The sequence below is a fragment of the Pseudomonas sp. R2-60-08W genome (assembly GCF_003852335.1).
Taxonomy (GTDB): Bacteria; Pseudomonadota; Gammaproteobacteria; order Pseudomonadales; family Pseudomonadaceae; genus Aquipseudomonas.
Genome location: NZ_CP027731.1, coordinates 1,651,885 through 1,670,767 on the forward strand (window position 1 = coordinate 1,651,885; position 18,883 = coordinate 1,670,767).

The following is an 18,883-nucleotide window of genomic DNA, read 5'->3' on the forward strand; positions in this document are numbered from 1 at the left end:
CCAAATCATGAAAGTCGTTTCCTTGCGACTGCCTAAATCGACACTTCCGTCATATACTGACGGCCTTATTCAGGGCATAGCGCCCATGACAGACTATTCAAGGAGCAAAAGCTATGCGCTGGAGCCAGTACTTCGCTCAGCTATCGGTGTGTGCCACCGTCCTGTTGGCACCGTTCGCCGCCCAAGCAGCGACCGAAGACGATCCATGGGAAAGCGTCAACCGTCCGATCTTCACCTTCAACGACACCGTTGACACCTACGCCCTCAAGCCAATCGCCCAAGGCTATCAGTTCGTCACCCCGCAATTCGTGCAGGACGGCGTTCACAACTTCTTCCGCAACATCGGCGATGTCGGCAACCTGGCCAACAACGTCCTGCAGCTCAAGCCTCACAATGCTGGCGTCGACACGGCTCGCCTGTTGGTCAACACCACGTTCGGCGTACTGGGCTTTATCGATGTCGGCACCAAAATGGGGCTGCAGCGCAGCGATGAAGACTTCGGCCAGACCCTCGGTTACTGGGGCGTCGGCAGCGGCCCTTACGTGATGATCCCGTTGCTTGGTCCAAGCACCTTGCGCGATGCGCCGTCCAAATACGTGGACAGCTACACCCAACCGTACCGCTACATGAACGATATCGGCTGGCGCAACAGCACCTTCGGCCTGAACGTGGTCGACACCCGTGCCAGCCTGCTCGACAGCGAGAAGCTGATCAGCGGCGACAAGTACACTTTTATCCGAAACGCCTACCTGCAGAACCGTGAGTTCAAGGTCAAGGACGGCAAGGTCGTCGACGACTTTTAAGCTGAGACGTTTTGAAATGAAAAAGGCGACCTTTGAACGGTCGCCTTTTTTGTGGGCGCATATCAGCGCATTTTCAGGATTCTGAGGCCCAGGTGCTGCTCATCGCCGGCAGCCTTGGTCCATACCACCTCGGTATCGGCCTCAAGGCCCTTGAGTGCGGCGTGCTCTGAATCGATGCGCACGGTGAGCAGGTCGCCCACGCTGAACTGGCGAGGTGCCTGCACCTGCATGCCGGAGCTGGACAGGTCCAGGCACACCCCTTCGATCTCCTGGCCAGCGTGGATCAAGGACACATCGGCATCTACCCGCATGCGGATGAAGTCACGTTTTTCGGCGTAGTCGCGCTCGTGTTCGCTCACAGCGTCCATCCTTACTTTGCGTTGTGGTGGTGAGCGTTCTTATAACTCCGGGTGATTTGCGGTGTAAAGACGCCCGGCGACCATCGGCATGAGCTTGAAACCCCTCACGGATGGGAGTACCGTCTGCGCCTTAGAAGGGCACCTCTGCTTTACCGTTGTGCATGGGCGAAATCCCAATGCTTTGTAGGACAGAGAGGCTAGAAAGCGAATCCAGTACGTGAGCACGGCCATTGCCGCGCCGCCTACGCCAACCTAATTCTGGCGCCGTTTGCCCACATGCAAAAAACCAGTGCCACGCTGCTGATAATCGATGACGACGAAGTAGTGCGCGCGAGCCTCGCGGCCTATTTGGAAGACAGTGGCTTCAGCGTCCTGCAGGCCGGCAACGGCCAACAGGGTCTCCAGGTATTCGAGCGCGACAAGCCCGACCTCGTGATCTGCGACTTGCGCATGCCCCAAATGGGCGGCCTCGAGCTGATTCGCCAGGTGACCGAGCGTGCTCCGCAGACGCCGGTGATTGTCGTGTCCGGTGCCGGGGTCATGAATGACGCCGTTGAAGCCCTGCGCCTGGGCGCCGCCGATTACCTGATCAAGCCCCTGGAAGACCTGGCCGTGCTGGAGCACTCGGTGCGCCGCGCCCTGGACCGTGCCCGGCTGTTGCTGGAAAACCAGCGCTACCGCGAAAAACTCGAGACCGCCAACCGCGAGCTCGAAGCCAGCCTGAACCTGCTCCAGGAAGACCAGAACGCCGGTCGCCAGGTGCAGATGAACATGCTGCCGGTCAGTCCGTGGACCATTGACGAATTCAAGTTTGCCCACCAGATCATCCCGTCGTTGTACCTGTCGGGTGATTTCGTCGACTATTTCCGAGTGGATGAGCGGCGTGTGGCGTTCTACCTGGCCGACGTGTCCGGCCACGGTGCGTCCTCAGCGTTCGTCACCGTGTTGTTGAAGTTCATGACGACGCGGTTGCTGTTCGAGTCCAAGCGCAACGGCACCTTGCCCGAGTTCACCCCCTCCGAGGTGCTGGGCCACATCAACCGGGGCCTGATCAGCTGTAAGCTGGGCAAGCACGTGACGATGGTCGGCGGCGTGATCGATGAAGAAACCGGTCTTTTGACCTACAGCATTGGCGGTCACCTGCCGATGCCGGTTCTATACACTCCTGACAGTGTGCGTTACCTGGAAGGGCGTGGCCTGCCGGTGGGCTTGTTCAATGAAGCCACCTACGAAGACCACATCCTGGAACTGCCGCCGACTTTCAGCCTGACGCTGATGTCCGACGGTATCCTGGACCTTCTTCCAGAGCCTACACTCAAAGAGAAAGAAGCCGCCTTGCCCCAAAAGGTCAAGTCGGCGGGCGGCAGCCTGGATGGTCTGCGGCAGGTTTTTGGATTGGCCACGCTAGGGGAGATGCCGGATGATATCGCCCTATTGGTGTTGAGCAGGAATCTTTGATGAGTACCGGAAGAATCCAATTCGCCGAGCAAGACGGGACCTTCGTCCTGAAATTTGTCGGTGAAGTGCGCCTGACCTTGTGTTCGGCGCTGGATGCGACGATTGAGCGGATCTTCACAGCGCTGAACTTCTCGGCGATCGTGATCGATCTGACCGAAACCCGCAGCATCGATAGCACCACTCTGGGCCTGCTGGCCAAGTTGTCCATTCTGTCTCGGCAGAAGGTTGGCCTGTTGCCGACCGTCGTCACCACCCACGAAGACATCACCCGGCTCCTGCAGTCCATGGGCTTCGACCAGGTTTTCAACATCGTTGACCGCCCGATCCCCTGCCCGGAATGCCTGACCGACCTGCCTTCACAGGATCAGTCCGAGGAAGTCGTACGGGTCAAGGTGCTGGAAGCGCACAAGATCCTGATGGGCTTGAACGAGTCCAACCGCGAAGCTTTCCACGACCTCGTCAACGCCCTCGAGCGCCACTGACGGCTTTCCGGTCGAAACACATTCCAATGTGGGAGGGGGCTTGCCCCCGATAGCGGTGTGTCAGTTATGAAAAAGCTGACTGACACTCTGCCATCGGGAGCAAGCCCCCTCCCACAGTTTGACCTGCGACAGGCTTGAAACCTGCGCCCACAAAAAAGGGCGGCACCCACCAAGGTGCCGCCCTTTTTGCCGCCTACGCTTTTACAGCTTGGCCGACAACAACGCCTCCAGCTTCTCCTGATCCCGAGCAAACTGACGAATCCCCTCCGCCAGCTTCTCAGTCGCCATCGCATCTTCGTTGGATTCCCAACGGAACTGCGCTTCAGTCATATGCACCCGCGCTTCACCGGCGTGCCCTGGCGCCAACTTGCGCTCCAGCTTGCCTTCATCGGCCGCCAGCTTCTCCAGCAAATCCGGGCTGATGGTCAGGCGGTCACACCCGGCCAATTCTTCGATTTGGCTCAGGTTACGGAAGCTCGCACCCATCACCACGGTCTTGTAGCCATTGGCCTTGTAGTAGTTGTAGATGCGCGTCACCGACTGCACGCCCGGGTCATCGGAACCGGTGTAGTCGTTGCCGTTGGCCTTCTTGTACCAATCGTAGATACGGCCCACGAACGGCGAAATCAGGAACACACCTGCTTCAGCGCACGCCACGGCCTGGGCGAACGAGAACAGCAGCGTCAGGTTGGTCTGGATGCCTTCTTTTTCCAGTTTTTCCGCTGCGCGAATACCTTCCCAGGTGGACGCGATCTTGATCAGCACACGGTCACGGCTAACACCGGCCTTGTCGTACAGATCGATCAGACGGTGCGCACGCTTGAGTATCGCGTCTTCGTCAAACGACAAGCGGGCGTCCACCTCAGTGGAAATACGGCCCGGTACGACTTTAAGGATCTCCTGGCCAACCGCCACTGCGAAACGGTCACTGGCCAGGCCCACGTCACCGTTGCAGTCCTGCACACATTCATCCAGCAGCTTGGCGTAGCCTGCGATCGACGAAGCCTTGAGCAGCAGAGAAGGGTTAGTGGTCGCGTCTTGCGGCTTGAGCTTGGCGAGGGTAGAAAAATCGCCGGTATCGGCTACGACGGTGGTGAATTGCTTGAGTTGTTCCAGCTTGGAAGTCATGGGCGTGCTCTGTCCTGTGGGTCTGATGACATTACCCGAGCGCTGGCAGGCGCTCAAGGGCGCAAATGCGTTAGGTCGTTTGCGAGGGCAACAACCTGAAAACAGCCGTATGAATGGCGGTCGTACTGCTCAATAGGAGGGCAGAATCGGTGGCAGGTTCAACCCAACTGCTCGATAGCGCCTTCATAGCCACTGGGCCTGCCCCAAATAATGTAGGAGCGAGCTTGCTCGCGAAAAACGTCAACGATAACGCGTGCGTTCTGAATAAGCGCGGCGGCTATGGATTTCTCGCGAGCAAGCTCGCTCCTACAAAAGCCCATCAGCTACCCAGTCACCGCCCTTCCAACAACTCCCCAGCCTGATCCAGCAACGCCAACGGGTCCGCCGCCTTATGAATATCCACCGACAACAACTGCCTGAACCTGCGCGCCCCCGGAAAACCCGTGCCCAACCCCAACACATGCCGAGTAATGTGATGCATCGTCCCACCACTGGCCAAATGCTCAGCAATATAAGGCCGCAACTGCGCCAACGCCTCCGCCCGACCAATCACCGGCGCCTCACTGCCAAACAACCGCTGATCCACCTCCGCCAACAGATACGGATTGTGATAAGCCTCCCGCCCCAGCATCACCCCATCAAACGTCTGCAAATGCTCCTGGCACTGCTCCAACGTCTTGATCCCACCGTTGAGAATAATCTCAAGCGCCGGGAAATCCTGCTTCAACTGCGCCGCCACGTCATAGCGCAATGGCGGAATATCGCGATTCTCCTTCGGCGACAACCCCTCCAGAATCGCAATCCGCGCATGCACGGTAAAACTGGTGCAACCCGCGTCCTTCACCGTGCCGACAAAATCACACAGCTCGGCATAACTGTCCCGGCCATTGATGCCAATACGGTGCTTCACCGTCACCGGAATCGACACCGCATCGCGCATCGCCTTCACACAGTCCGCAACCAGGGCAGGGTGCGCCATGAGGATCGCGCCGATCATGTTGTTCTGCACACGATCGCTGGGGCAGCCGACGTTCAAGTTCACTTCATCGTAACCGGCGGCCTCGGCCATACGCGCGCAGGCGGCTAGATCGGCGGGAACACTGCCGCCTAGCTGGAGCGCAAGCGGGTGCTCGGCTTCGTTGTGACGCAGGAAGCGCTCGTGGTCGCCGTGGAGGATAGCGCCAGTGGTGACCATCTCGGTGTAGAGCAGGGTGTGCTTGGAGAGCAGGCGTAGGAAGTACCGGCAGTGGCGGTCGGTCCAGTCCATCATGGGGGCGACGGAGAAGCGGCGGGAGAGTGGGGCAGGTTGTAGGGGCATGAGGGAATCTGAGTTAGCGAGGTGAATGGGGCGCAGTTTATCAGGGATGCTTGCCAGGTACTTGGCGGGTTCTCACGGCTAGTTACTTAATCTCCAGTGACACCTGGAGCGCGTGCCGGTTAGGGTTTCGACGTAAACCTTGTGTTGGCGACTTAAGATCTCGGCGAGAGACGCTCGCAACGTTTCAGAGCGTAGTCTTCCATTTGCGCTGCTGCGAGACTTTGAATGGCCTACGGCCTTGATCCGGGGAGGATGATCGATTCGACTGCAGCGAGTGTCGTTATCGGGCGGTGGGATACATAGGGGATCGGCTGCATGTCGTAGTGTTTACCCCACGGGGTGACGCGGTCCACGTCATCAGCTTTCGTAAAGCCAACAAACGGGAGGTCAAAAATCATGACCAAGAAACCCAGTCCTGAAATGGTCGATACGGCAAACCCCGAATGGTCGTCCGAGGACTTTGCCAAGTCCAAACCAGCCAGCGAAGTGCTTGCGGCGTTGTTTGGCAAGGCTCAGGCGAAGGAAATGCTCAAGCCAAAGCGTGGCCGGCCAAAGTCGGCAGCGCCTAAAGAACACGTGAATGTTCGTTTTGATGCAGAGGTGCTGGAGAAATTCAGGGCTTCTGGGCCGGGTTGGCAAACGCGAATGAATGCAGCCTTGGCTGACTGGCTCAAGACGCATACGCCGGATGAATTGAAAGCTTAGTCGCCAGAGATTATTGCCAAAATAATTAGCCGCCGGTGAGGCGGCTTTTTGCTGCCTGCTGGTTAGTTTTGTCTCGGTAATGGTAAAAATAAATCCGTACACTTTTCCTTGTTGTAGTGCCGCTGTATGGCGTTGGTGGCCCATTCGTGGGCGGCAGCATTTTCGTTATCGGTTCAGACATAGAGTCCCCACACCACCCGGTGTAGGACCATTGAGGCGGACTCGGATCGGTACTCTTCCATTGCAATCGACCCAAAGCTGACGGTCGCGACGGGCAGAATCGACCAATAGACGCCTATTTACGGCCTATCCTAGCGATAAGAATCCCGAAAATACCCAGGAGTAAATCAAATTTTACCAGGTATATTCTGCAACTTAAAAATTTCAGAGGTGAGGCTTTATAAATTGCGGAATATAAATCTATAGGTAGAGCGCGTTGATGTCGTCAATCACTAAGGTTGTTGGAAAGCAATATTTTGTGCTGCCGAGAGTTTGACCTCAAGATAATCTTCCCATAAGTTAAGTGCTTGGAGTTGGTTTATGATCTCTATGAAGTCCTCATCATTTAAAGCTACTGTCGCGGTGGTGGCTGCGTAAGTTGCTTTGGGTTGGCACTCGTTAAGAATGGTTTCCACTATGTTAAGTAGCTTGTTCTTTCGTACAGCAGTTTTCGATAGTTTGTAGGCCTCTAGCCTGTCAGTGGCAACACGTACAGACCTAGAAACTTGCTCGCCAACCTCAAATCGCTTGAATACTAATCGATCTGAGTTATTTAGATCGAGAGCTTCGATGGTTGATTTTCCAACTTTGTCTTTCCCTTTGAATTGATAGAGCTTGAAGGAAAGATGATTCCTTGGGTCAACATCATAGGGGTTGACTATTGGGTCTGTGTCTACATCATGTATACCTTTGGCGATGTTGCACCTTTTACAGGATGGGAGCAAATTGCTCCAATCGACCACGCAGTCTTTGTATACGTTTTTGTACTTGAAATGTTCAACTTCCATATACTTGCTTTCATCTGATAGAGAACACTCGCAAAATGCACATTTTCCGTAGCTTGAGGCCAATAACGGGGCTTTTATTTGTGGGTGGTTTCATACGCTACTACCATCTCTCTTAAATTTTTCTGTCAAATCAGTAACAGTTGACGTAGATAGATATGCAGGCTTAAGTTGTCGCTCCAATTTTATCAATTATTTTACCCCTTAATTGCACCAAGCTGGAACGACAGAAGCTTCCTAAGGTTGTTTTCTGGGTGCAGAAGCTTTTCAAGTTTTTCGAATGCTAAAATCCCGCCTTTATAGTTGTCTTCATCTACGGCTCGCTGAAAACTCTGGATAGCGTCTTGGTACACATCTGTGCGGGTATCGCCGAGCCCCATCACATCTGTTAAAACCTCTTCCACCGTCCAGCCCTGATAACCATACTCACTCGACGGGAGTGACTTTCTCTGAATCTTCCCGTTTGTATGATGTAGAGCGACTACCTGATTAGGCATTGCTGCCTGTATAATATGCGGGCTGTGGGTTGTAGTTATGAATTGAGCATTTGGAAAAGCTTGGGCCAAAATCGTAGAGATTTTGGCCTGCCATTCTGGATGTAGATGCAGTTCTAACTCGTCGATCAGAATTACACCTTCGAACTCATCCAGTTTTATATCTGATTCTGCAAAGCGAAATTCGATTTCTTTTACGATTCCGAATAGTATCGAAAGACATGACTTGAATCCGGAAGAAAGATATTCATAGTAGATTTCTCCGGTGGGGGTGTTTACCATTATCTCGTTAGTTCCGGCATCTACCCTGCTGAACCGATATTCACTATTCAATAATGAAAAAAATGTTTTCGCTCTTTCGAAATTATGCATTCGTATATCTGTAAGGGCACCCGGATGAGCTGAATAGAGATATCGATTAACAAACCAGCTTTTTACTTCGGTCAAATTTACGCCATTCTTGTTGCTATTGGATGTGTTGTATGGGTTTCTATCTGCGTCCCGAGAAACAGCGTCCAACGCGACGTAAGTGAATGTGCGAGCAACCTTCAAAGAGATAAGATGTTTTATATAGTGTTCAAAGGGCTGTGTGTTTTCATTTTTTCTTGGGCTGAATTGAGAGATGTTATAAGTCTGCTTTTCGATTTGACCATTGCCCGAATCAACGTAAGTGGTAACGGTACCACACTCAGAGCTTACCATTCGCTTTAAGAGATTGCTTTCATAGCCAGCAAATGCCTGGGCGACGCTCTCAAGAATGGTTGTTTTTCCGATCCCATTAGGACCGCTTATAATATTCATGTGATCGTCGAATATTAAATCAAGGTCATCGATACCGCCAACACAGTTAATGTGGATCTGTTTGATCTTCATCCATAAATCCTATTGAATTCATCTATTACGGATTCTCACCACCGTCTGTCGCCAGCGCTATCCGGCCTATCTCAATCATGCCATCACGTCGCGGCGAGCGCACTCAGCTGCGAGCATTGAACCGAACCTCCGACTCTGCTTGACCTCTTCTGGCCGGTTGCTGCCTGTCGTAATGGGCATGGCGCTACCGAGAGGAAGTAGGGTTGGTAAAGTGGTACGCAGCTTTCAATTCGGCTCTGTAGGGTAAGGAATACTTGGTCTTCAGGATCAGTCGTTCACCCCCATCATCGGTGCAATGCATTAAGCGATAGAGCGATATCTGGGAATAGGTCAGGATTTCTGGGAAATATCCCACGCTTTCTCGGGCTTGCCCCTCGGACCACCCATAGCTAACCTCGTCAAGCCGCTGAAAACCCAGCGGCCGGAGGTGGAAGTCCGTATTGCTAAGGCGTTTTAACTCCCTACCATTTTTGGAGCATCGCCATGCACAACAACGCACGCAATTCTGCTAGTGATCAAGGCACTTCTTCCGTCAATCACAAGCTCCAAGCCGCAGCTCATCGAGCCGTCGAGCATCATCTTCCCCCATCCGACGGCGCTACCGCCTTCATACCCCTAAGCAACAACCTCTTCCTCGTCAACCCAACCCTCGACCCCGAAACCCTCCTGGCCAACGCCGCCGAAAACCTCGCATCCGCCAACGAAATGGCCGCCACTCTAGCTTTCGACCTAGACGACTCCCAACGCGCCATCGCCCTGGGCATCCAGCAGTTAATCGAGTTGAGCGCATTGCTCGTAGACCGAGCCCAAGAACAAGTTGCGCCTGTAATCAAACCAGTCAAAGCCTGACAACCAACCCTGCCGCCTTACCCCAAGGCGGCAACCTGAACTCATGCTGTCTCGCAGCGAAGTTTCATAATTCCCCGCGCCGTTGAGGTCTACGATTCCCTGCAAGCGAGGACCCCAGCACCTCCAGCCCACAGGGAACTGAGACCATGATTTCGAACCTCGTCAAAGTCGTGATGATCACCGGCACGTTGTTGTTGAGCGCTTGTTCATCTTCACCCGCCGTGAGCAGTGACCCGTGCTTTTCAGGCGGGTGCCAGGCATTTGGTGACCACAGCCCCAGCAAAGCCGCCAAGATGAATTTTGGTGGCAGTGGGCTGGGGAGTAGTTATGGGGAGTATGGGGCGGGGTTGTTGCATGATGATTGATGGGGTGGTGGGGCAGTTATTGGTGTATTGACTGGCCTATTGCTATCGGGGGCAAGCCCCCTCCCACATTGGATCTATGATCGGCGCGAAACGTGTGGCGTTAGTTGCCACCCTTCATGCGGCGGGCGATCAAGTAAATGCCCAATCCGATCAGGGCCGTCACCGCGCCGATGTAGCCGGTGCTGGTCCAGCCAAACCCTGCCGTGATTGCCATCCCGCCAAACCATGGCCCCAGCGCGTTCGCCAGGTTGAAGGCGGCGTGGTTGGACGCTGCCGCCAAACTCGGGGCTTCGTGGGCGATGTCCATCAGGCGGATTTGCAACGGCGCCGCCAGGGCGATCATGGTGCCGACCAGGCCGATGCCCAGCAGTACGCTCCACAGCGAACTGGCGGCGAAGGTGAAGAAGATCAGTACGGCCATCGACCACACCAGAATCCAGCCCACCGCGCGAAATTGCATGCGATCAAACAGTTTGCCGCCGGCGATGTTGCCGATGATGCCGCCCATGCCAAACGCGGCGAGGCCGAAGGGGATCCATTGCGGTGAAACCTTGGTCACTTCCAGCATGGTTGGCGCCAGGTAGCTGAACACGCAGAACATGCCGGCAAACCCGATCGCGCCGATGGACAGCGCCATCCACACTTGCGGTTTGGTGAAGGCGCGCAGTTCCTTGCGCGGGTCACTGCGTTCTTCATCGTGGCGATGGGGCACGAATTGCCAGACCAGAGCGATGGTGCACAGGGCGATCACGCTGACCAGGGCGAACGCCGAGCGCCAGCCCAGGTGTTGGCCGAGGAAGGTGGCGATGGGGTTGCCGAGCAGCATGGCCAAGGTCAGGCCCATCATCACTCGGGCCACGGCGCCGGCGCGTTTGTCGCTGGGCACCATGCTGGAGGCAACCACGGCGGCGATGCCGAAGTAGGCGCCGTGGGGCAGGCCGCTGATAAAGCGGAAGGCCACCAGCGAGCCGAAGGTGGGGGTGAAGGCGGTGGCGAGGTTGCCCAGGGCGTAGAGGCCCATCAGCAGCAACAGCATGTGTTTGCGCAGCAGCTTGGCGCCGAGGATGGCCAGCAGCGGGGCGCCGACCATCACGCCCAGGGCGTAGGCGCTGATGGCGTGGCCGACCTGCGGCTCGCTCAAGCCCAGGTTCTGGGCGATGTCGGGCATCAGGCCCATGATGGCGAATTCGCCGGTGCCGATTGCGAAAGCGCCCACGGCCATGGCCGCTTCCATTTTGGCGGCATTGCGCGCGGGCAGGACGTGCCCGGGTGTTGGGTGGGTAGACATGAATGGCTCTGTTTGGATGAGGTGTACGAAAGACAATCGCCGATGCTACGCATGGGACGGTGAGGGTGTCTAGAACAGCCAGGCGCATGAGAGTTCCAGGCCTGTGACCCCAGGTCGCGGCTGGCTGCCTTGACACCTGCGCGATAAAACCTGCGATTTAAAGGTGTCAATTGGCCAAACGGCGCATAAACGCGGTTTGGCGTGATATTCTGCGCGCCGTCTTGGTCTAGTCTTTCCCTGGTGCGTACACCCGTATACGTCCCAGCGGTTGGCTGTCGCCCAGGTAGCTGAAGCCAATAATGATAAGAAGTCAGCGCAGAAGGGACATAACAGTGAGGTCGATCCATCGGCCTTGTGTGCCCACCCTGCAGTCCTCATGTGAATGTGTAGGCCCCGCGGTACGTTGCCTGGCGTAGCGTGATCGAGGGTCACCCATGATCAGGGGCGGTAGGGCGGATGGCGTTTTATCATAGGTGCTACTGATGTTTAAGAAAGTAAACACTGCCCTGCTGGGGCTGGCTTTGTCGATGGGGATCACGTCCGTTCACGCGGAAGAGGCAAAGAAAGTCGATGTGCTGCTGATCGGCGGCGGCATCATGAGTGCAACCCTGGGTGTCTGGCTCAACGAGCTGGAACCGGGCTGGTCGATGGAAATGGTCGAGCGCCTCGATGGCGTGGCCGAAGAAAGCTCCAACGGCTGGAACAACGCCGGTACCGGTCACTCGGCACTGGCTGAGCTGAACTACACCCCGGAAGACAAGAACGGCAATGTTGAGATCCCCAAAGCGGTCGAGATCAACGAAGCGTTCCAGATTTCCCGTCAGTTCTGGTCCTGGCAGGTTCAGCAGGGCGTGTTGAAGAACCCGCGTTCGTTCATCAACTCCACTCCGCACATGAGCTTCGTGTGGGGCGATGACAACATCAAGTTCCTGAAAAAACGCTACGAAGCGCTGAAGGCGAGCCCGCTGTTCGCCGGCATGCAGTACTCCGAAGACCCGGCCCAGATCGCCAAGTGGGTTCCGCTGATGATGGAAGGGCGTGACCCGAACCAGAAAATCGCGGCCACCTGGACCCCGATCGGCACCGACGTGAACTTCGGCGAGATCACCCGCCAGTTCGTTGCCCACCTGCAGACCACTCCTAAGTTCGACCTGAAACTGTCGAGCGAAGTGCAGGACATCACCCGTAACGAAGACGGTTCGTGGCGTGTGAGCTACAAAAACCTCAAAGATGGCACCAAGACTGAAACCGACGCCAAGTTCGTGTTCATCGGCGCCGGCGGCGGTGCCCTGCACCTGCTGCAAAAATCCGGTATTCCGGAAGCCAAGGAATACGCCGGCTTCCCGGTGGGTGGTTCGTTCCTGGTCACCGATAACCCGACCATCGCCGAGCAGCACCTGGCTAAGGCCTACGGCAAGGCATCGGTCGGTTCGCCGCCAATGTCGGTTCCGCACCTGGACACCCGCGTGCTGGATGGCAAGCGCGTGATCCTGTTTGGCCCATTCGCGACCTTCTCCACCAAGTTCCTGAAAGAAGGCTCGTACCTGGACCTGCTGACCAGCACCACCACCCACAACATCTGGCCAATGACCAAAGTCGGTATTCGTGAATACCCGCTGGTCGAGTACCTCGCCGGCCAACTGATGCTGTCGGATGACGACCGCTTCAAGGCGCTGCAAGAGTACTTCCCGAACGCCAAGCAGTCCGACTGGCGCCTGTGGCAAGCCGGCCAGCGTGTGCAGATCATCAAGCGTGACGAAGAGCAGGGCGGCGTCCTGAAACTCGGCACCGAAGTGGTCAGCTCCGCCGACAACTCCATTGCCGGCCTGCTGGGTGCATCGCCAGGCGCGTCCACCGCGGCTCCGATCATGCTGACCGTGCTGCAAAAGGTGTTCAAGGACAAGGTTGCCAGCCCGGCCTGGCAGGAAAAACTGCACCAGATCGTGCCAAGCTACGGCACCAAACTGAACGACAGCCCTGAAGCGGTTGCCAAGGAATGGGCCTACACCGCCGGTGTGCTGCAACTGACCCCACCGCCAGCGATTCCGCAACTGACGGCTCCACAGGCCACCGAGGCTGCCAAGCCTGCGGCTGAGCCAGGCAAGCCGGCGTCTGATCTGGCGCTGTAAGCTACGCGTAAGCAAAAGCCCGCTGAACCGGTGACGGTCAGCGGGCTTTTTTGTGCGCTGCGTTCAGACCCTGAAGTGCCTGACTTGCTCGTACAGATGCAGGGCCAGCGCGTTAGCGGTGTCGCACAGCAGATACAGATGCTGTGCGGGGAGGGCCGGCAGTTGCGTGATTTGCCTCAGCCCTTCGCCCATGCGGCTCTCCTCCATCAGGCCCACGGCTACGCCGCTGCGCACGCAAGCTTCTACCGCCGATGAGTTAGGGCTTTCCAGCAATACGCGATGGTAAATCCCGTGATCTTTCAGCGCCTGTAACGCCGCCGCGCGGTACGGGCAACCGGCGATAGGCACGGTGATCGGCAGCGGCGCGTTGGGTGGGTAACTGAACTGCTCGGCGGCGACCCACAGCGGTTGCACAGGCCCCAGGCGCTCACCCTGTGCCAGTGGGTGCGCACTGACGGTGATGACCAGGTCCAACTGGTTTGCCGTGAACAGATTCAACAGTTCGCCACTGGTCCGCGCCTCGATTTCCAGTTCCAGCAGCGGGTTGTCGGCGATCAGCCCCGGCAGGAATGTGTGCATAAAGGCAGGTGCGTAGGTGTCGGGCACGCCCAGGCGGATCTTGCCCTGCATGCGCTGGGGCATCAGCGAGATCAGCAGGCGGTCATGGCTTTTGAGGAATTCGGTGGTTTCGCCCAGCAGTTTCCTGCCGTACAGCGTCAGATCCACGCCCTGGTTACTGCGGCTGAACAAGCGTTGGCCGACCTGGTCTTCCAGCTTCTGAATCTGCGTCGTCACGGTGGACGCGCTGCGGTGCACATGTTCGGCCGCCTCGTTGAAGCGGCCAAAGCGTGCGACGGCGTGAAAGGTGCGCAACAGATCGATATTCAGTTGTTTGGCCATAGTTCTACTAATGCGGATTGGTAATGCAGGTTATTCAAATATACAGAAGAGTCCTCCTTCCCTAGCCTTGAAGTCAACTACACAGGCTGGAGGCTGCATGAAGCGATCAACCCTGGGATTGCTGCTCTTGCAAGGGGCGTTTGTTCTGTCATGGAGTTCGGGCTATATCGGCGCGAAGTTGGGCACACAAGGCAGCGGTGCGTTCAACCTGCTGTTCTGGCGATTTTTGTTGGTATCGCTGTGCCTGGGAGCGTTCTTGAACGTCAGGTTGCTGAAGGTGACCTGGGCGCAGATTCGCCATTACGCCATCATCGGCTGCCTGTCGCAGTTTCTGTACCTGAGCTGCCTCTATGTGGCGATCCAGAACGGCTTGCCGCCGGGCATTGCGGCGATCATCGCGGCGTTGCAGCCGTTGATGACCGCTGCATTGTCGACAGGCAGTGCAACTGAGCGCAGCGGCGGCTGGCAATGGGTGGGGCTCATGGTCAGCTTTGCAGGCGTAGCGATCGTGATCGCCGGGCAGTACAGCAATGGTGGCGAAGAGGTTGGCCTGGCCATGTATGGGCTGCCACTGGTGGCGGCGCTGGGGCTGACGCTGGCGACCTTGTACGAGCGCCGTTCGCAGCAGAGCAAGCAGGCCGGCTTGCTCATGCCGCTGTTTATCCAATCGCTGCTGACGTTGATCGGCTTCACCGGCGCGGTGCTTTATACCGATACCTTGAGCATTCCCTATAACGCCGACGTACTGGTTTCGATTGTGTGGCTGACGGTGTTTTCCACCTTTGCCGCCTACTTGAGCCTCTGGCGGCTGCTGCGCGTAATGACGGCTACCCGGGTTGCAGCGTTGGTCTATCTGGAGCCCCCGGTCACCCTGGTATGGGCGGCGCTGATGTTCGGCGACGAAATCCATGTTTCGACCTATGCCGGCATTGCCGTAGTGATTGCCGGGTTACTGTTATTGCGCCTGAAGCGACCGACCGTCGCCTGCACGACCTGAGGCCTTGAGGGTTCAGCAATCTGACAGACATCTCCTGTTAAAAAATAACTCAAGCCCAGGCAGGAGCCCGGCTGGAACACAGGGGATTTCTTTCTGATGCAGGTACAGGGCGTTAACGCCCGAGGGTTTTGTATGTTGCTACGTTATGCGGCAATGGCGGCGGTGGTCGTCGCGGCATCCGGGTGTGTTCAAGAACGCGTCGTGCATGAACGCCGGCCGGTACAACGTGAGTATGTGGAAGTCGTGGCGCCGCAACCGCCGCCGGTGCAGGTGATCGAAGTCGAGCCGGCGGTACGCGAAGGTTATATCTGGTCACGCGGTTACTGGCGTTGGGAAGGTGGGCGCTATGTAGCGGTGCACGGCCATTGGGAGCCGGTACGCGTGGGCTATCGCTATGTGCATCCGCATTGGGTGCAGCGCAACGATGGTTATCATTGGCAGGGCGGTGGCTGGGTTCGCTGACCGAGCGGCCTCTCCCCAAAAGACGGCCTAGCCGATCCGTTTCATGCCCGCTGCCTTGACCGCATTCAGGTCGAAGGTGGCGGTGTACTCGCAGCCGGCCGCGTGGGCGCAGCGTTCGATCAGGCAGTCGGCGAAGTCTGCTTTGTTCGCAACGAACTTGCGCAGTGCCTGCCAGACGACATCGGCGTGCTCGACAGTGAGCTCGCGCGTATGCAACAGGGTTTCCAGCACCATCACCACATCGCTTTTGGCCGATTGGTAGCAGGCCTGCAGCACCCACACCAATTCCACCAGGGTCACCAGGCTGACAAAGCCCGGTGACGCGGCGGTCAATGACTCGATCAGTCGCGACGCCTTGGCGGATTGAACGGGCTCATCCTGGGTGACATAGCGCACCAGCACGTTGGTATCCAGGCCGATCATCCCGCGTTTGCTCCCTGTGCCGCGATGGCCCGGTTCATGTCCTCGATGGACACGGCAGTGGCAGGCTTGCGAATCAGCCCCTTGAGGTCGGTGACGGTTTTACTCGCGGCGATCATGGAAAACTTGCCGTCTTCCATTTCGACGAATTCCACCCGGTCGCCTGTTTCCAGGCCGAGGGCCGTCCTGACCTGGACAGGGATGGTGATTTGTCCTTTTGAAGTAAGTGTGGCGGTTGCCATAGTGAAGACCTCCATCGTGATGCTCCTTACCCTAGTGTAAGGAGTGATCGAGGACAATATCCGTTGGTCCACAGGGTGCTCGCAGAAGTGGATGAGTCGGTACTAAAACCCTAGTCCGAACTCTCGATCCTCACACCTGTGATCACGCGCCAAACCGATACAAACTATGACGGCTCGCCGCTGGCTCACTGCACCACGCGGTAACACGGCACATACGCTGCTCCGCCCGGCAATTTCATCCGGTGCTGGGCGACGAAGGCCTTTAGCAATTCATCCAGTGGTTTCATGATCGCCGGGTCGCCGTGGATTTCGTACGGGCCCTTTTCTTCGATCAAACGAATGCCTTTGTCCTTCACATTACCCGCCACAATCCCCGAGAACGCGCGACGCAGGTTGGCCGCCAGTTCATGGGGCGGCAGCGCATGGGTCAGTTGCAGGCTGGCCATGTTTTCGTGGGTCGGGTCGAAGGGGCGCTGGAAGCCTTCGTCGATCTTCAACAGCCAGTTGAAGTGGAATGCGTCGTTGCGCTCGCGACGGAACTGTTTGACCGCCTTGAGCCCTGCGGTCATCTGGCGCGCGACTTCGGCCGGGTCGTCGATGATGATCTGGTAATGCTTCTGCGCCGCTTCGCCGAGGGTCGCGCCGACGAACGCATGCAGTTGTTCCAAGTAAGGCGCCGCATGTTTGGGCCCGGTCAGCACGACCGGGAACGGCAGGTCGCGGTTGTCCGGGTGCATCAGGATGCCCAGCAGGTAGAGAAATTCCTCGGCCGTACCGGCGCCGCCAGGGAAGATGATGATGCCGTGACCGACGCGCACGAAGGCTTCGAGGCGTTTCTCGATGTCCGGCAGGATGACCAGCTCGTTGACGATCGGGTTGGGCGCTTCGGCGGCGATGATGCCTGGCTCGGTCAGGCCCAGGTAGCGGCCGCCGGTGATGCGCTGTTTGGCGTGGGAAATAGTCGCGCCTTTCATCGGACCTTTCATCACGCCGGGGCCGCAGCCGGTGCACACGTCGAGGCTGCGCAAGCCCAGTTCGTGGCCGACCTTCTTGGTGTATTTGTATTCTTCGGTGTTGATGGAGTGGCCGCCCCAGCACACGACGATCTTGGGTTCGACACCCGCGCGCAGCGTACGGGCGTTGCGCAGCAGATGAAACACGTAGTCGGTGATGCCTTGGGAGTTGCTCAGGTCGATGCGCTGGCTGTCCAGCTCGTTCTCGGTGTAGACGATGTCACGCAAGGCGCTGAACAGCATTTCGCGGGTGCTGGCGATCATTTCGCCATCGACGAAGGCATCGGCCGGGGCGTTGAGCAGCTCCAGGCGCACGCCGCGGTCCTGCTGGTGGATACGCACTTCGAAGTCTTTGTAGGCGTCGAGGATGGTCTTGGCGTTATCGATATGCGCGCCGGTGTTGAGGATCGCCAGGGCGCATTGGCGGAACAGGGCGTAGATGCTGCCGCTGCCGGCTTCACTCAGTTGCTGGACTTCACGTTGGGACAGGGTTTCGAGGCTGCCCTTGGGGCTGACGGAGGCATTGATCACTTGACGTTGGGGCATTCTGATTCCTTGAAAGCACAGCCATCGCATCCGTAAAGGCGCAATGGCTTGAGAATGAGGCGCGCCGTATACGGTCGCACGAGACGGTTATTTACCTCACGCACAAGGCCGAGTGCAAATACCGTCCAGCACCATCATGCCGCAGAACTTACTGGATCAGCTTCCAGTTTTTGTAGAAAACCCGACGCAGGGTGAACACCAGGCCGGCAAACCCCGAGATCACGGCGTTCAACACGGAGGGCACCGGGGTCGGTCGCACAATATCGATGAACAGGCAGTAACGTTTCGCATCGTTCTTGTTAAAGGACGCATGCATCAGCGTGTCATCGAAGATGAACAGCGGATCGTCGTGCCAATAGTGCTTGTGCTTGCCCACCTGGATATACACACCCTCGTGATGCGGCGCCGGCGCCATGTTGTAGAGCACGCGGAACATCATGCGCAACGGGCCGAAATGGAAGGACGTCGAGCGATTCTCGTTGAACACCGACACGCCGATCGTCTTCACGAATGGCAGTTTCCTGCGCAGTTGCGGGATGTCCAGGGCGGTTTCGATCGGACGACCGTACCACTGGAAAAACAACATGCCGCGTTTCTTCTCGGCCATGCGTGCGTCCAGGTAGCTGATGATTTCTTCCTTGCGGGCCATGGCGTCGTCGATGACCTGTTGCAGATCTTCGCGCCAGGCGGGCGGCAGGTCGTCCAGGGTGTAGACATGACGGTTGCGGCGGCTCAGCAGGTCGAACAGGGTGTTGAACGGCGCCAGGATCCAGGTGTTGCGGCCGTTGCCGATGAAATATTTCTTGAAGGTAGCGCGGTCATACAGGCCATTACGCATGAAGTCATACAGACCGCAAACCACCACCAGCAGTAAAAACGCCAGGCTGGTGCGCGGAAAACAGGCGATAAACAGTAAAACGCCGAGCACCCAGGCGAGGGATATCAGCTTTTTACCCACGGCATTTTTGCTCATGAAACGCGGCTCCAGGCCTGAAACATAATGAAACAATTTCGTCATGATAGAGCTTTATGGCGCGCGCAGGCGTTT

General features: G+C 57.1%; 21 protein-coding genes. 10 read left to right on the forward strand and 11 right to left on the reverse strand.

What is annotated here, in order from left to right; all coding sequences use genetic code 11:
* The first annotated feature begins 113 nt into the window (after positions 1-113).
* The gene (locus C4J90_RS07485) at positions 114-803 is read left to right on the forward strand and encodes a VacJ family lipoprotein (RefSeq protein ID WP_057722960.1); all 690 of its coding nucleotides are present in this window, start codon (positions 114-116) and stop codon (positions 801-803) included.
* A gap of 62 nt (positions 804-865) precedes the next feature.
* On the opposite strand, the gene C4J90_RS07490 is transcribed toward C4J90_RS07485, so the two are convergent.
* A complete protein-coding gene (locus tag C4J90_RS07490) occupies positions 866-1,162 on the reverse strand; it encodes a PilZ domain-containing protein (protein ID WP_124361816.1) in 297 nt (98 codons plus the stop codon).
* A gap of 276 nt (positions 1,163-1,438) precedes the next feature.
* On the opposite strand from C4J90_RS07490, the gene rssB reads away from it, so the two are divergent.
* Positions 1,439-2,620 (forward strand): two-component system response regulator RssB, encoded by a 1,182-nt coding sequence (gene rssB / locus C4J90_RS07500; RefSeq protein WP_124361818.1) that lies wholly within the window; start codon positions 1,439-1,441, stop codon positions 2,618-2,620.
* Complete coding sequence (gene rssC, locus C4J90_RS07505; protein ID WP_003172602.1) at positions 2,620-3,102, forward strand: anti-sigma factor antagonist RssC; 483 nt, start codon at positions 2,620-2,622, stop codon at positions 3,100-3,102. Before rssB ends, rssC begins: the two co-directional genes overlap by 1 nt.
* Before the next feature lie 201 nt (positions 3,103-3,303).
* Here rssC and tal read toward each other — a convergent pair whose 3' ends face one another.
* Together tal and dusA are read right to left on the reverse strand one after the other, a co-directional pair.
* Complete coding sequence (gene tal, locus C4J90_RS07510) at positions 3,304-4,230, reverse strand: transaldolase (RefSeq protein WP_124361819.1); 927 nt, start codon at positions 4,228-4,230, stop codon at positions 3,304-3,306.
* 331 nt (positions 4,231-4,561) lie between these two features.
* On the reverse strand, positions 4,562-5,548 hold the full coding sequence (gene dusA, locus C4J90_RS07515; protein WP_124419526.1) for a tRNA dihydrouridine(20/20a) synthase DusA: 987 nt from the start codon (positions 5,546-5,548) through the stop codon (positions 4,562-4,564).
* A 290-nt stretch (positions 5,549-5,838) separates the two neighbouring features.
* On the opposite strand from dusA, the gene C4J90_RS27360 reads away from it, so the two are divergent.
* Both C4J90_RS27360 and C4J90_RS07525 read left to right on the forward strand, forming a co-directional pair.
* Positions 5,839-5,967: a BrnT family toxin gene (locus tag C4J90_RS27360; protein ID WP_218567114.1), complete on the forward strand. Its 129-nt coding sequence runs from the start codon at positions 5,839-5,841 to the stop codon at positions 5,965-5,967.
* A complete protein-coding gene (locus tag C4J90_RS07525) occupies positions 5,945-6,253 on the forward strand; it encodes a BrnA antitoxin family protein (protein WP_124419527.1) in 309 nt (102 codons plus the stop codon). Before C4J90_RS27360 ends, C4J90_RS07525 begins: the two co-directional genes overlap by 23 nt.
* Before the next feature lie 452 nt (positions 6,254-6,705).
* Here the strand turns inward: C4J90_RS07525 and C4J90_RS07530 are convergent, their stop codons facing one another.
* Together C4J90_RS07530 and C4J90_RS07535 are read right to left on the reverse strand one after the other, a co-directional pair.
* Positions 6,706-7,260, reverse strand: coding sequence for an HNH endonuclease (locus C4J90_RS07530; RefSeq protein ID WP_218567460.1), 555 nt, complete (start codon positions 7,258-7,260; stop codon positions 6,706-6,708).
* Between the two features lie 194 nt (positions 7,261-7,454).
* Positions 7,455-8,624 carry an AAA family ATPase gene (locus tag C4J90_RS07535; protein WP_124419528.1) on the reverse strand — a complete coding sequence of 390 codons (1,170 nt, stop codon included), beginning with the start codon at positions 8,622-8,624 and terminating at the stop codon, positions 7,455-7,457.
* A gap of 483 nt (positions 8,625-9,107) precedes the next feature.
* Here C4J90_RS07535 and C4J90_RS07540 point away from each other — a divergent pair, with 483 nt between their 5' ends.
* Both C4J90_RS07540 and C4J90_RS27015 read left to right on the forward strand, forming a co-directional pair.
* The gene (locus C4J90_RS07540; protein WP_124419529.1) at positions 9,108-9,473 is read left to right on the forward strand and encodes a DUF6124 family protein; all 366 of its coding nucleotides are present in this window, start codon (positions 9,108-9,110) and stop codon (positions 9,471-9,473) included.
* 146 nt (positions 9,474-9,619) lie between these two features.
* On the forward strand, positions 9,620-9,838 hold the full coding sequence (locus C4J90_RS27015) for a hypothetical protein (protein ID WP_124419530.1): 219 nt from the start codon (positions 9,620-9,622) through the stop codon (positions 9,836-9,838).
* A gap of 100 nt (positions 9,839-9,938) precedes the next feature.
* Here C4J90_RS27015 and C4J90_RS07550 read toward each other — a convergent pair whose 3' ends face one another.
* Positions 9,939-11,126 carry an MFS transporter gene (locus C4J90_RS07550; protein WP_124419531.1) on the reverse strand — a complete coding sequence of 396 codons (1,188 nt, stop codon included), beginning with the start codon at positions 11,124-11,126 and terminating at the stop codon, positions 9,939-9,941.
* 482 nt (positions 11,127-11,608) lie between these two features.
* Here C4J90_RS07550 and mqo point away from each other — a divergent pair, with 482 nt between their 5' ends.
* Positions 11,609-13,255 (forward strand): malate dehydrogenase (quinone), encoded by a 1,647-nt coding sequence (gene mqo / locus C4J90_RS07555; protein WP_124409328.1) that lies wholly within the window; start codon positions 11,609-11,611, stop codon positions 13,253-13,255.
* Positions 13,256-13,318: 63 nt separating this feature from the next.
* Here the strand turns inward: mqo and C4J90_RS07560 are convergent, their stop codons facing one another.
* The gene (locus tag C4J90_RS07560; RefSeq protein ID WP_124361827.1) at positions 13,319-14,155 is read right to left on the reverse strand and encodes a LysR family transcriptional regulator; all 837 of its coding nucleotides are present in this window, start codon (positions 14,153-14,155) and stop codon (positions 13,319-13,321) included.
* A gap of 97 nt (positions 14,156-14,252) precedes the next feature.
* Here C4J90_RS07560 and C4J90_RS07565 point away from each other — a divergent pair, with 97 nt between their 5' ends.
* The gene (locus tag C4J90_RS07565) at positions 14,253-15,152 is read left to right on the forward strand and encodes a DMT family transporter (RefSeq protein ID WP_124419532.1); all 900 of its coding nucleotides are present in this window, start codon (positions 14,253-14,255) and stop codon (positions 15,150-15,152) included.
* A 132-nt stretch (positions 15,153-15,284) separates the two neighbouring features.
* Positions 15,285-15,614, forward strand: a complete 330-nt coding sequence (locus C4J90_RS07570) for a YXWGXW repeat-containing protein (protein WP_124361829.1) — start codon at positions 15,285-15,287, stop codon at positions 15,612-15,614.
* A 27-nt stretch (positions 15,615-15,641) separates the two neighbouring features.
* Here the strand turns inward: C4J90_RS07570 and C4J90_RS07575 are convergent, their stop codons facing one another.
* From C4J90_RS07575 to C4J90_RS07590, 4 genes are all read right to left on the reverse strand, one after another.
* Positions 15,642-16,037, reverse strand: a complete 396-nt coding sequence (locus tag C4J90_RS07575; protein ID WP_124419533.1) for a PIN domain-containing protein — start codon at positions 16,035-16,037, stop codon at positions 15,642-15,644.
* Entirely contained in the window at positions 16,034-16,291 is a 258-nt protein-coding gene (locus C4J90_RS07580) for an AbrB/MazE/SpoVT family DNA-binding domain-containing protein (protein ID WP_124366304.1), read from the reverse strand. Before C4J90_RS07580 ends, C4J90_RS07575 begins: the two co-directional genes overlap by 4 nt.
* Before the next feature lie 170 nt (positions 16,292-16,461).
* Positions 16,462-17,835, reverse strand: coding sequence for a nucleotide 5'-monophosphate nucleosidase PpnN (gene ppnN / locus C4J90_RS07585; protein ID WP_124361832.1), 1,374 nt, complete (start codon positions 17,833-17,835; stop codon positions 16,462-16,464).
* 148 nt (positions 17,836-17,983) lie between these two features.
* Positions 17,984-18,808 carry an aspartyl/asparaginyl beta-hydroxylase domain-containing protein gene (locus tag C4J90_RS07590; RefSeq protein WP_124419534.1) on the reverse strand — a complete coding sequence of 275 codons (825 nt, stop codon included), beginning with the start codon at positions 18,806-18,808 and terminating at the stop codon, positions 17,984-17,986.
* Positions 18,809-18,883 lie beyond the last annotated feature (75 nt).